The organism is Streptomyces sp. NPDC107765 (assembly GCF_055657085.1).
Genome location: NZ_JBVKBL010000003.1, coordinates 532,497 through 545,159 on the forward strand (window position 1 = coordinate 532,497; position 12,663 = coordinate 545,159).

At 74.6% G+C, this 12,663-nt stretch carries 11 protein-coding genes; 6 read left to right on the plus strand and 5 right to left on the minus strand.

The genetic code is table 11. The features are described from left to right. The first annotated feature begins 134 nt into the window (after window positions 1-134). Window positions 135-1,163: an alcohol dehydrogenase catalytic domain-containing protein gene (locus ACZ7MX_RS11050; RefSeq protein WP_472131252.1), complete on the plus strand. Its 1,029-nt coding sequence runs from the start codon at window positions 135-137 to the stop codon at window positions 1,161-1,163. Window positions 1,164-1,219: 56 nt separating this feature from the next. Continuing rightward, window positions 1,220-1,525, plus strand: coding sequence for a 30S ribosomal protein S14 (rpsN, locus tag ACZ7MX_RS11055; protein ID WP_472131253.1), 306 nt, complete (start codon window positions 1,220-1,222; stop codon window positions 1,523-1,525). A gap of 98 nt (window positions 1,526-1,623) precedes the next feature. Here rpsN and ACZ7MX_RS11060 read toward each other — a convergent pair whose 3' ends face one another. After that, the gene (locus ACZ7MX_RS11060) at window positions 1,624-2,784 is read right to left on the minus strand and encodes an adenosine deaminase (protein WP_472131254.1); all 1,161 of its coding nucleotides are present in this window, start codon (window positions 2,782-2,784) and stop codon (window positions 1,624-1,626) included. 117 nt (window positions 2,785-2,901) lie between these two features. After that, entirely contained in the window at window positions 2,902-3,648 is a 747-nt protein-coding gene (locus ACZ7MX_RS11065) for a GntR family transcriptional regulator (RefSeq protein ID WP_472131255.1), read from the minus strand. A gap of 129 nt (window positions 3,649-3,777) precedes the next feature. Here ACZ7MX_RS11065 and ACZ7MX_RS11070 point away from each other — a divergent pair, with 129 nt between their 5' ends. Then, on the plus strand, window positions 3,778-5,742 hold the full coding sequence (locus ACZ7MX_RS11070) for an aconitate hydratase (protein ID WP_472131256.1): 1,965 nt from the start codon (window positions 3,778-3,780) through the stop codon (window positions 5,740-5,742). 9 nt (window positions 5,743-5,751) lie between these two features. On the opposite strand, the gene ACZ7MX_RS11075 is transcribed toward ACZ7MX_RS11070, so the two are convergent. After that, entirely contained in the window at window positions 5,752-6,069 is a 318-nt protein-coding gene (locus ACZ7MX_RS11075; RefSeq protein WP_472131257.1) for a DUF6343 family protein, read from the minus strand. A 310-nt stretch (window positions 6,070-6,379) separates the two neighbouring features. On the opposite strand from ACZ7MX_RS11075, the gene ACZ7MX_RS11080 reads away from it, so the two are divergent. From ACZ7MX_RS11080 to ACZ7MX_RS11090, 3 genes are all read left to right on the plus strand, one after another. Beyond that, a complete protein-coding gene (locus tag ACZ7MX_RS11080) occupies window positions 6,380-7,171 on the plus strand; it encodes a SigB/SigF/SigG family RNA polymerase sigma factor (protein ID WP_472131258.1) in 792 nt (263 codons plus the stop codon). 105 nt (window positions 7,172-7,276) lie between these two features. Further along, window positions 7,277-7,705, plus strand: a complete 429-nt coding sequence (locus tag ACZ7MX_RS11085; protein ID WP_472131259.1) for an SRPBCC family protein — start codon at window positions 7,277-7,279, stop codon at window positions 7,703-7,705. Between the two features lie 74 nt (window positions 7,706-7,779). After that, entirely contained in the window at window positions 7,780-9,408 is a 1,629-nt protein-coding gene (locus ACZ7MX_RS11090; protein ID WP_472131260.1) for a phytoene desaturase family protein, read from the plus strand. Window positions 9,409-9,473: 65 nt separating this feature from the next. Here the strand turns inward: ACZ7MX_RS11090 and ACZ7MX_RS11095 are convergent, their stop codons facing one another. Together ACZ7MX_RS11095 and ACZ7MX_RS11100 are read right to left on the minus strand one after the other, a co-directional pair. Then, entirely contained in the window at window positions 9,474-10,364 is an 891-nt protein-coding gene (locus ACZ7MX_RS11095; RefSeq protein WP_472131261.1) for a universal stress protein, read from the minus strand. 78 nt (window positions 10,365-10,442) lie between these two features. After that, the gene (locus ACZ7MX_RS11100; protein ID WP_472131262.1) at window positions 10,443-12,587 is read right to left on the minus strand and encodes a SpoIIE family protein phosphatase; all 2,145 of its coding nucleotides are present in this window, start codon (window positions 12,585-12,587) and stop codon (window positions 10,443-10,445) included. Window positions 12,588-12,663 lie beyond the last annotated feature (76 nt).

A 12,663-nucleotide genomic window follows, 5' to 3' on the forward strand; every position in this document is an offset into this window, starting at 1 on the left:
TCAAGTATCGGCCCGCGGCGGCGCCGACGGCACCGGCACGCGCCGGGCGCCTGCGCGCGCGTGATCGGCCCGGAGGTGGTGTGCTGGAACGGGGGCCGTCCGCACGTTCCCGTCGCACGTCCCCGGAGGGCCGTATGAGGAGCTATCGCGCCGCCCAGGTCGCCGCCGCCCAAGCCCCGTTCGAGATCGTCGAACGCGAGGTGCCGGAACCCGGCCCCGGGCAGGTGAGGGTGGCCGTGGACGCCTGCGGGATCTGCCACAGCGATTCCGTCTTCGTGGACGCCCAGGTCCCGGGCGTACGGTTTCCGCTGGTCCCCGGGCACGAGATCGCCGGGCGCATCGAGGCGCTGGGCGCGGACGTGGACGTGGACGACGGCTGGCACGTGGGCGACCGGGTGGCCGTCGGCTGGTTCGGCGGCAGCTGCCACCACTGCCCGCCGTGCCGCCAGGGCGACTTCGTGGTGTGCCAGAACCTCAAGGTCCCGGGCTGGGCGTACGACGGCGGCTACGCGGACGTGGTGATCGCGCCGACCGACGCGCTGGCCCGCATCCCTGAGGCGCTCCCGGCGGCCGAGGCGGCGCCGATGGCCTGCGCGGGGGTGACCACGTTCAACGGGCTGCGGCGCAGCCCCGCCCGGCCGGGCGACCTGGTCGCCGTCCTCGGCATCGGTGGCCTGGGCCACCTCGGCGTGCAGTACGCGGCCGCGATGGGCTTCGAGACCGTGGCCATCGCCCGTGGCGCGGCCAAGGCCGACTTCGCCGAGCAGCTCGGCGCGCACCACTACGTCGACAGCACGGCGGCCACCCCCGTCGCGGACGCCCTGCAGTCCCTCGGCGGCGCCAAGGTCGTCCTGGCCACCGCGGCCAGCTCCGAGGCCATCGCCGCGACCGTGGACGGGCTGTCCCACCGCGGCGAGTTGGTGGTCATCGGGGTGTCCACCGACCCGCTGGGGATCAGCCCGGTGCAGTTGATCATGAGTGGCAAGGCCGTCCGCGGTCATCCGTCCGGCACCGCCCAGGACGTGCAGGACACCATGGCCTTCAGCGCGCTGCACGGCATCCGCCCGATGATCGAGACCGCGCCGCTGGACCGGACCGACGAGGCCTACCGGAAGATGCTCTCCGGAACGGCCCGCTTCCGGATGGTGCTCACCCCTCGCTGACGCGCACCCCACGTTCCGCCGCGGCACCCGTGGGGGGTTGCGAGGGTGAAGGTCAGATGGCCAAGCAGAGCAAGATCGCGAAGAACGAGCGGCGCAAGGTGATCGTCGAGCGGTACGCGGCCCGGCGCGCCGAGCTGAAGGAGATCATCCGGCGGCCCTCGTCGACCGGGGACGAACGCGCGGCCGCCCAGGCCGAGTTGCGCCGGCAGCCGCGCGATGCCAGCGCGACCCGGGTGCGGAACCGGGACAGCGTGGACGGCCGGCCGCGCGGGCACCTGCGGAAGTTCGGCCTGTCCCGGGTGCGGGTGCGGCAGCAGGCGCACGCCGGGTTCCTCCCCGGCGTCACCAAGTCCTCCTGGTAGACGGTGGAGGCGGCGCACCCGCGGACGAGGCAGCGGCCCGGGCAGGTGCCCGGGCCGCTGCCTCGTGGCGGAGTCCGGCCCCTGCCGACGGCTAGCTGTCAGACAAGGCTGCCCGCGCCGGCCGGAACGCGGCCGAGTTCCTCGGCGCGCAGCCGCGCGTAGCCGGGGAGGACGACCTCGTTCAGCAGCGCGGTGCGCTCGTCGAAGGGGAGGAAGGCGGCCTTGACCGCGTTGACCGTGAACTCCTCCAGTTCGGCCGCGCCGTAGCCGAAGGCGCGGGCCAGGTGCTGGAACTCCTGCGTCATCGTCGTACCGCTGACCAGCCGGTTGTCGGTGTTGAGGCACACCCGGAAGCCGAGCCGGCGGAGCAGGTCGATCGGGTGCTCGGGGTAGCTCGCGGCGGCGCCCGTCTGGAGGTTGGAGGTGGGGCACACCTCCAGGGCGATCCGCATGTCGCGGACGTACGAGGCGAGCCGGCCCAGCGTGACCCGGCCGTCCGGGCCGGTCGAGAGGTCGTCGGTGATCCGCACGCCGTGGCCGATGCGGTGGGCGCCGCAGCGCAGCACCGCCTCGTGGATGGAGTCCATGCCGACCGCCTCACCGGCGTGGATGGTCACCCGGGCGCCCTGGGCGCGCAGGTGGTCGAACGCCTCGGCGTGGTTGCTCGCCGGGTTGCCGATCTCGCCGCCGGCGATGTCGAAGCCGGCCACCCCGCGGTCGCGGTGCGCGACCGCGAGCCGGGCGATCTCCAGGGAGCGGTCCGCGTGGCGCATGGCGCAGAGCAGGGTGCCGACCCGGATGCGGTGGCCGGCGGCCGCGGCCCGGCGCTCGCCCTCCCGGAAGCCGGCGTTGACCGCGTCCACGACCTCGTCCAGGGACAGCCCGCCGGCCAGGTGCTGCTCGGGCGCGTAGCGCACCTCGGCGTAGACCACGCCGTCGGCCGCGAGGTCCTCGGCGCACTCGGCGGCGATCCGGAAGAGCGCCTCCGGGGTCTGCATGACCGCGCAGGTGTGCGCGAAGGTCTCCAGGTAGCGCTCCAGCGAACCCGAATCGGCGGCGTCGCGGAACCAGCGGCCCAGCGCGGCGGGGTCGGTGGTGGGCAGGTCCCGGTACCCGATGTGCCCGGCCAGCTCGATGACGGTCGCGGGGCGCAGGCCGCCGTCGAGGTGGTCGTGCAGCAGCACCTTGGGAGCGCGCCGGATCTGCCGCTCATCGAGGACGTGGGGAGCCACCAGCGGCAGCTTGTCAGACAAGGTCATGGGGCGGGAGTATGACACGACTTCCCTGGGAGGGCGAACGCGTCCCGGGAACGGGTGCCGGCCGGACCAGCGGCGGGCCGTCCAGGCCGAGGGCCCGCCGGCCGTCCCGCCGGCCGGCTACCGGGCCTGCCAGACCGGCAGGGCGGGCGCGCCCGGCGGCAGCATGTGCTTGGCCGCCAGCAGCGGCGTACGGTCCAGCCGGACGACCTGGGTGATCAGCACCGCGGGGGTGTCCGCCGGGCGGCCCAGCTGCGCCCCGCGCTGCCGGCCGAGGGTGGTGGCCACCACCGTGCTGCCGCCGGTCAGCGGCAGTCCCCGCCCGGCCGCGAGCAGCAGCCGGAGCATCGACGACGAGCCCGCCGCCGGCCCGTCGAACGCCTCCACCGCCGCCGGCAGCAGCTCGGCCAGCAGCTCGTCCTGCGCCGCCCACTCCTGCGTCAGGCACGAGGGCAGACCGGCCACCTCGATGCGGCTCTCCCAGAAGCGCACATGGCAGGTGCCCGGCAGCAGCAGGTGCTGGGTGGAGAAGTCGGTCGGCTCCTCATGTGTACGGGCCAGGGCGGTGGTGGCGACCTGGCGGCCCTCGCCCAGCAGCTCCTCGACCGGCTTGAGGTGCTCGAAGCCGCGGGGCGGCAGATGGTGGCTGACCGTGCGGCCCACCCCGCGCCGCACGGTGATCACGCCGTCCTCCTGGAGCAGGATCAGCGCCTCGCGCAGCGCCGGCCGGCTCACGCCCAGCTCGGTGGCGAGCCGGGGCTCGGTCGGCAGGGTGGAGCCCGGCGGATAGGTGCCGTCCCGGACCGCCTCGACGATGCGCTCGTAGAGCGCGACGACCGGTCGCCGCTGCGGTTGCCTGCCGGCCATGTCGGTCTCCTTCTCCCACGGCGTCCCAGCCTGTCCGACAAGTCTGCCCCACGCGCGGCCGGTCCTGGGCCGGTGGCCGGCCGACGGTACGGCAGGGCCGGCGCGGCAGAGGAGGGCTAACATGAACAAATGGGGCGTTCGCAGGGGACCGTGACGCAGCGCTTGATCAGCGACCACCTGGTGTCCGGCCGCATGGAACCGGGTGAGGAGATCGCCCTGCGGGTGGACCAGACGCTCACTCAGGACGCCACCGGCACGCTGGTCATGCAGGAGCTGGAGGCGCTGGCGCTGGAACGGGTCCGCACCGAGGTCAGCGTGCAGTACGTCGACCACAACATCCTCCAGGCCGACGAGCGCAATGCGGAGGACCACCTCTTCCTCCGCTCGGCCGCCCGCCGTTTCGGACTGTGGTTCTCCAAACCCGGCAACGGCGTCTCCCATCCGACACACATGCAGCACTTCGGAATTCCCGGGAAAACCCTGGCCGGTTCGGATTCCCACACCTGCGCCGCCGGATCCCTGGGAATGCTGGCGATCGGAACCGGCGGGCTGGAAGTGGCCCTCGCCATGGCCGGACGGCCGCTGCACCTCACCATGCCGCAGATCTGGGGAATCCGGCTGACCGGCGAACTCCCGCCGTGGGTGAGCGCCAAGGACGTCATCCTGGAGATGCTGCGCCGCCACGGCGTCCAGGGCGGTGTCCACCGCATCCTGGAATACCACGGCCCCGGACTGGCCTCCCTCACCGCCATGGACCGGCACGTCATCGCCAATATGGGCGCCGAACTCGGCGCCACCACCACCGTCTTCCCCGCCGACGACGCCGTACGGGCATTCCTCGAAGCCGTCGGGCGGGGTGCCGACTTCACCGAAATCGTCGCCGAACGGGACGCCGCCTACGACGTGGCGGAGGAGATCGACCTGGCGTCGCTGGAACCGCTGATCGCCCGGCCGACCTCGCCGGGAAATGTCGTCGGCGTACGGGAGGTCGCCGGGGCACCGGTCGGCCAGGTCGTCATCGGATCGTCGGCGAACCCCGGGTTCCGCGACTTCGCGGTGGCCGCCGCCATGGTGCGCGGGCGGCAGACCGCCCCCGGAGTGAGTTTCGACATCAATCCCACCTCCCGGGAAATCCTCCAGGACCTGACCCGGTGCGGGGCCACCTTCGACCTGATCGCGGCCGGCGCCAGAATCCACCAGTCGGGCTGCCTCGGCTGCATCGGCATGGGGCAGGCGCCGGCCGCGGGCCGCAATTCGCTGCGCACCTTCCCGCGGAACTTCCCCGGCCGCTCCGGCACCGACGACGACGCGGTCTGGCTGTGCTCGCCGGAGACCGCCACCGCCTCCGCGCTCACCGGCACCCTCACCGATCCCCGCGCATGGGCCGCCCGCTGCGCCGTGGACCCCCCGGCACCCGACGCCCCGGACCCGGTGTCGGTCAACGACGCCATGCTGGAACCGCCGTTGCCACCGGACGAGGCGCTGCGGGTGGAGCTGGAACGCGGCCCCAACATCTCCGCACTGCCCGAACTCGACCCGCTGCCGGACGAGTTGGAACTCCCCGTTCTCCTCAAGGCCGGTGACGACGTCTCGACCGACGAAATCTCCCCGGCGGGCGCCAGGGCACTGCCCTACCGGTCCAACATCCCGAAACTCGCGGAATTCACCCTGACCCGGCTCGACCCGGACTATCCGCGCCGCGCGAAAGCGGCCCAGGAGGACGGCGGCCACCTCATCGTCGCCGGGGAGAATTACGGCCAGGGCTCCTCGCGGGAACACGCCGCCATCACTCCGCGCTATCTCGGCCTACGCGCCGTCATCGCGAAGTCCTACGCCCGCATCCACTGGCAGAACCTCGCCAACTTCGGCGTACTGGCCCTGGAATTCGACGACCCCGACGACTACGGGCGCATCGAGCCCGGGGACCGGCTGCGGCTCACCGGCCTGCACGCGGCGCTCGCGGAGCACGGTCCGCCGGCCCTCCGCGTCCGCAACACCACCCGCGACGAGGGGTATCCGGTCCATCACCGGCTCTCGCCCGGCCGGCGCCGGGCGGTCCTGGCGGGCGGCGTCATCCCGGCCCTGGCGCGCTGAGACCGGGGCTCAGCGCGGGCCCGGCCCGGCGGCCACGCGCCGCTCGCGGCGGATGCGGCCCCGCACGACGACCAGGTCCAGCACGGCGAGAAGCACCAGCACCCCGCAGACCACGGCCAGCACCAGCAGCGCGGTCGGGCCGGGGGAGTCCTGCGGGCCGGCTGCCCCCGACCACACCGCGAAACACGCCGTTCCGGCGCCGAAGACCACCACCGCGGCGGCCGACAGGACCAGCCGGAGCCGCAGCGCACTGCGGGCCGTGACCGGCTCGGTGCCGCTGCGCCGGCGGCCTTCAGACCGGGGCCCGTCCGGACGGTACTCGGACACGGTCGCGTCCCCTTCCGATCGGCCGACCCCGTGCCGGGGAATCCCCGGCACGGGGGCCGCTGAGCCGAGCCGTTCGCCACCGGGGGCACCGCGGCGGCTCCCTCACCCACCGCCTGCGGACCCGGGGCGCGGCTCGCCCTCCCTCCCATTCTCCCACCCGGTGCTCCGGCACGGGTGGTGCGGCGGGGCGGCCCCCGGTCGTCTCGCGCGCGTCCGCCCCTGGCCGCACAGTGGAAACGATGAGCTGGACGAGCAGCGGGCGGGCAGCCCGCGGCAGGGCGAAAAGGCTGATCGGGAGGCGTGAGGCGCGATGACCAGCGGTGCCGGTTCCGGCCGGTACGCGCACCTGGACCCGGACACCGGGGCGGCCTTCGAGGAACTGGCCACACTGGCCGACGGTGACCGCAAGGAGAGGCTGCGCGAGGAGATCCTGCGGGCCTGGCTGCCGATGGCCCACCGGCTGGCCCGCCGCTACACCGGCCGCGGTGAGAGCGACGAGGACCTGCGGCAGGTGGCCGCGCTCGGCCTGCTCAAGGCGATCGACGCGTTCGACCCGCGGGCCGACACCCCGTTCGGCGCGTTCGCGGTGCCCACCATCGTCGGCGAGCTCAAGCGGCACTTCCGCGACGCGATGTGGGCGGTGCACGTCCCACGCAGCGTCAAGGACCTGCGGACCAAGGTCTTCCACGCCCGGGAGGAGCTGGCCGCGCACGCCGGTCAGCAGGAGATCACCGTACGCGACCTGGCCGCCCACACCGGCCTGACCCAGGAGGAGGTCCTGCTCGGCCTCGACGCCGAGAACACCTTCACCACGCTGTCCCTGGAACGGCCCCTGGGCGGCGACGGCTCCGACACGCTCGGCGAGTTCGTCGGGCAGGAGGACCCGGCCCTGGCCCTGGTCGACGACCGGGCGGCGGCCACCGCGGGCCTGCGCATGCTCCCGGAGCGTGAGCGGCGCATCCTCTACCTGCGCTACTTCATGGGCCTCACCCAGAAGGAAATAGGCGACCGGGTCGGCCTCTCCCAGATGCACATCTCCCGCCTCCTGCGCCGCTCCTGCGATTTCGTCCGCGAACAGACCTTCGCCGCACCGCGGACGTAGCGAATCCGGTGCGCGCGGCACCCCTCGGCCGGGTCGCCGCCCCGCTCCGGGCGGGGCACCCTGGAAGCGTAATCGCGTGCCATGAGCCGAGTTGTGAGGTGCCCGATGAGCACTCTCGAAGAACACATAGACATCAGCGTTCCGCTCGATACGGCATGGCAATGCCTGCATCGGGCGGAGGCGTATCCGCAGTTCCTGGACGGGGTGCGGGCCGCCCGTTCGGAGGGGGAGCGGACCCGTCTCGACGTCGAGGCGGGCGGCCGGACCCGGGAGTTCGAGATCACGATCACCGACCGGGGCGGGGAGAACGTGATGACGTGGCGCACCACGAGCGGACCCAGCCTCGGGGGCGCCTTCTCGCTGCTGTCCCTCGACGACGACCACACCCGCCTGCAGGCCCGCTTCGAGTACGAGCCGGGGACCATCACCGACACCTTCGGCGGGCCCAAGGGCTTCGCCCAGGCCGCCGCCATCGAGCGGGGCCTGCGCAGCGACCTGCAGCAGTTCAAGGAGCTGGTGGAGCACGGCGGGTGAGCCGCGCCGGTTCTTCCTGCCGCGGAGGGGGCGGTGTCCTGACGCGAGGGGCGGTTTCCTGACGGGAGACGGCGATGCCGGACGCAGTGGTGATCGGTGCCGGGCCCAACGGGCTGGTCGCGGCGAACCTGCTGGCCGACGCCGGGTGGACGGTCGAGGTGCTGGAGGAGCAGGAGGAGCCGGGCGGCGCGGTCCGCAGTGACCGCGGCGTGCACGCCGACTACGTCAGCGACCTGTGCAGCTCCTTCTACCCGCTGGCCGCCGCCTCGCCGGTCCTCGCACGCCTGGACCTGTACGAGCAGGGGCTGGTGTGGAGCCATGCGCCCCGGGTGCTGGCCCATCCGCTGACGGACGGCCGCTGCGCGGTGCTGGACCGCTGCCCCGAGGACACCGCGGCCGCACTGGAAGCCTTCGGCGCCGGCGACGGGGTCGCCTGGCAGGGGCTGTGCGGCATGTGGGACCGGATCGGCCCCGACCTGCTCCAGGCCCTGTTCACCCCGTTCCCCCCGGTCCGGGCGACGGCCCGGCTGGCCGCCCGGCTCCGCGCCGCGGGCGGACTGCGGCTGGCCCGGCAGCTGCTGCTGCCCGTACGGCGCCTGGGCGACGAGGAGTTCCAGGGCGAGGCCGGGCGGCTGCTGCTGGCGGGCAACGCACTGCACGCCGACCTCGCCCCGGAAGCGGCGGGCAGCGGCGGGTTCGGCTGGCTGATGTCGATGCTGGCGCAGGCCTACGGCTTCCCCGTGCCGGCCGGCGGGGCGCAGGAGCTGACCTGGGCGCTGGTCCGGCGGCTGCAGCGGCGCGGCGGGGTGCTGCGCTGCGGGGAGCGGGTGGTCGGGATCGTGGTGCGCGCCGGCCGCGCGGTGGCGGTGCGCACCGCGATCGGAGAGACCGTGCCGGCGCGCCGGGCGGTGCTGGCCGACGTGTCCGTCCCGGCGCTGTACGGCCGGCTGATCGACCCCCGTGAGCTGCCCGGTCGGGTGCTGGCGGACCTGCGGCGCTTCCAGTGGGACTTCGCCACGTTCAAGGTGGACTGGGCGCTGGGCGGTCCGGTGCCGTGGGCGGCCGAGGCCGCCGCCACCGCCGGTACCGTGCACCTCGCCGACGGGATGGACGAACTCACGCGGTTCGCCGCCCAGATCGCGATGGGGCAGGTACCGGACCGGCCGTTCGCGCTGTTCGGGCAGATGACCACCGCGGATCCCACCCGCTCGCCGCCGGGCACCGAGTCGGCCTGGGCCTACACCCACGTACCGCACCGGGTCCGCGGGGACGCGGCGGAGCGGGGCGGGATCACCGGCGCCTGGGACCGCGGGGACCAGGAGGCGATGGCGGACCGGGTGGAGGCGCAGGTCGAGCGGTTCGCCCCCGGTTTCCGGGCGCGGATCAAGGCCCGGCGCATCCTCGCCCCGCCCACCCTGGAGGCGCTGGACGCCAATCTGCACGGCGGCGCGGTCAACGGCGGCACCACCGCCGTCCACCAGCAGCTGTTCTTCCGGCCGCTGCCGGGGCTGGGGCGCCCGGAAACCCCCGTCGAGGGGCTCTACCTGGCCTCGGCCGGCGCGCATCCGGGCGGCGGGGTGCACGGCGCACCGGGGGCCAACGCGGCCCGGGCGGCCCTGCGCCGCGCACCGGGCAGCCTGCTCCACCGCACCCAGCGCGCCCTGGGGCGGGGCGTCCCGCTCCGCGCCGGCACCTGGCCCTGACACCCGGCCGTGCCCGCGCCCGCCGGCGCCGCGCGGACGACGCGGCGCGCTCCGTGCGATGCGCCCTATGACGCCTGGTGGTCGCCGTCCCGCCCCGGCACGACCATGACGGGCGCGGCCGCGCGGTGCAGCACCTCGCCGCTCACCGACCCGAGCATCAGCCGGCGCAGGCCCCGGCGGCCGTGGGTGCCGACGACCACCAGGGCCGCGCCGCGGGACGACTCGGTCAGCATCGCCGCCGGGCGGATGCGTTCGACGCGGGCCTGCACCGTGACCTCGGGGAAACGGTCGAGGCGCCGGGCGGCCTCGGTACGGAGGATCTCCAGCGCGGCCGCGTCGAGCGCCTCGAAGTCCGGCGCGACCAGGCTGGGTCCGGTCGGCACCTCGCCGGGGTGAAAGGTGGCGTGCAGCAGCTGCAGGCTCGCCCCGCGCGCCGCCGCCTCCTCGTACGCCACGTCCAGTGCCCGCGCGCGGAGGTCGCCGAGGTCCACCCCGACCACCACCCGGTTGTCCGGGTCCGCGGAGGTCTCCCCGGGCCGTACGACGATGACCGGGCAGTCGGCGTGGGTGGCCACCTGCTGGCTCACCGAGCCCAGCGACAGCCGCGGGAAGCCGCCGCTGCCGCGGTGGCCGAGGACGAGGAAGGAGGCCTCCGCCGAGCGCTCCAGCAGGACCGGCGCGGCCCGGCCGGGCACCGTCTCCGTGGTCACCGTGATGCCGGGGAACTCCACGCGGGCCAGCTCGGCGAGCCGTTCGGTGACGGCGGCCGCCGGCGCCGGTGGCCCGTGCCCGTCCGTCGTGGTACCGGCGGGATCCGGGTGGCCGGTGACGTGGAGCAGATGCAGCGGGGTGTGGTGCAGCCCGGCCTGCCGTGCGGCGTGCCGGACCACCGTCCGTTGGTCGCTTCCTTCGTCCACACCGGCCAGGACCGGGCGGATCGGCGAGGCACCGGACATCGAAGTCACTCCTGTTCGGGTCTGGCACGCCGGGGCCGGGCGACCCCGGGGAAGGGCGGCTACCCCGCCGCGGAGCGGTCAAGCGGGCCCGTCCGGTCCGATCCTGTCCGGGGCCAGCAGCATGAGCGCCACGTCGTCCTGGCGGTCCGCCCCGGAGTACCGGTTCCCCAGCAGCACGTCCGCGAGGGCGTCGGGCTGCCGGGGCGGTGCCGCGGTCAGCCGGCCGGCCAGCTCGGCGACCGCCCGGTCCAGGTCGACCCCCGGCTGCTCCACCAGGCCGTCGGTGTAGAGCGCCAGTACGGAGTCCGGCGGCAGGTCGATCTCGGTGGCCTCGTACCGGGAGTCGGGGTCGATGCCCAGCAGCAGCCCGGGCGGCACGTCCAGCACCCGGGTGTGCCCGTCGGGGTGGCGCAGCAGCGGCGGCGGGTGGCCGGCACTGGCCAGACAGGCCCGGCCGGAGCGCAGGTTGAGGTGGACGTACAGGCAGCTGGTGAACAGGTCGGGGTCCAGATCGGTCAGCAGCCGGTTGGTCCGGGCCAGCACCTCGCCCGGGGAGGCGCCCGCCGTCGCATGGGCGTGCACGGCGGTGCGGGCCTGCCCCATCAGGGCGGCCGCCGCCGCGTTGTGGCCCTGTACGTCACCGATGACCGCGGCCACGCTGTCCTCGTCGAGGCGGATCAGGTCGTAGAAGTCGCCGCCGATGTCCATCCCGCGGGTCGACGGCAGATAGCGGGCGGCGACCGCGAGACCGGGCACCGACGGCAGACCGTGCGGCAGCAGCCCGGCCTGGAGGTCGTGGGCCAGCTGCTGTTTGGCGTCGTACAGCCGTGCCCGGTCCAGTGCCTGGGCGATCAGTCCGGCCAGCGAGGTGAGGACCTGGTGCTCGTCCATGCTGAAGGTGCGGGGGCGGTCGTAGGAGAGGATGCAGCAGCCGACCGGGCGGCCGGAGACGATCAGCGGCAGCACGGCCCGGGCCGCCTTGCCGGTCAGCCGCGGCAGCCCCGGGTAGTCGCGTTCCATCTGCTCGGGGGTGGTGTAGAAGCTGGGCTCCCCGGTGGACAGGGCGTGCACGGCCGGGCTCTTCGCGGCGCCCAGCGCGAGCCCCTCGAAGGCGGCGATGGCCTCGGGGGGATAACCACGGTGGCCGATGGTCCGCAGCCGGCCGGCTTCCGCCGCGTACATCAGCATCCCCTGGGCCCCGAAGGCCGGCACGATCTGGTCGGCGACGAGGTCGACGACGTCCTGGACGCCCACCGCCTCGGTGAGCGCGGCCGCCAGGTGCAGCACGTGGTAGATCTGGCCGGCCCGGGGCGGCACCGCCTCTCCCGGCGCGGGCACCGGCAACGGGCCGTACTCCTTGCCGGCCGGGACCTCCGAGGGCGCGATCCACACGCTCAGACCGCGGCCGTCCGGGAAGAGCCGGAAGGTGAGCCACCGGTCGGGCGGGCGGAAGGCGACGAAGGACATCTGCTGACGGCTGATCACCGCGGCGCGGTACCGGTCCTCGAACACCGGGTCGCGCAGCCAGGGCAGCGCCTCCCAGGGGCGCGCCCCGAGCAGCCGGTCCGGCTCCGCGCCCAGCAGTTCCGCGGCGCCGGTCGTGACCAGGGTGAGGGAGCCGTCCAGGTCGAGCGCGCAGGCGCCGCCCGGCAGCCGTTCGGCGAAATCGACCGCGGCCAGCGCCTCCTGGGGGCCGACGGTCCGGGCCGGCGGCGGGGTCAGCACCCGCGGCTCGACCGGCCGCGGCGGGTGTCCGGCGGACCGCCGGGGCTGCTCCGCCAGCACCGCCGCGAGCTGCCGGCAGCCGTTCTCGACGCGCTCCCGCTCGTCCGCCGACAGGTGCGGCGGATGCTCGGCCGGCCACAGCAGCAGCAGCGCGCCCCGGCCCCCGCCCGCGTCCCGGTCGCCGATCGGCGCCGCGGCCAGCGCGAAGTCGTACGGCACGGCCACCGCCGTACGGGGAAAGTCACGGACCAGCTGCTGGTGGTTGCCCGCCCACACCAGGTGGCGCCGGCGGAAGGCGACCGCGACCGGGATGGGGGCGGCCAGCGCCACCCGGCTCCACGGCTCCAGGAACGGCACGGGCACCCCGCTCATGACGGTCAGCTGCAGCACCGGCTCGTCGTCCGCCAGCACGTACACCCCGCCGGCGGACGCCCCGGCGTCCCGCATCGTCCGGAGCAGTACCCGGTCCAGCGGGTCGGTCCCGGTCCCGCCGCTCATCTCGCACCTTCGCACCGCTGTCGTCGTGACATCTGCGACCCACTCCGGCCCGCCGTCCGTGCGGAACAGTGCTGAC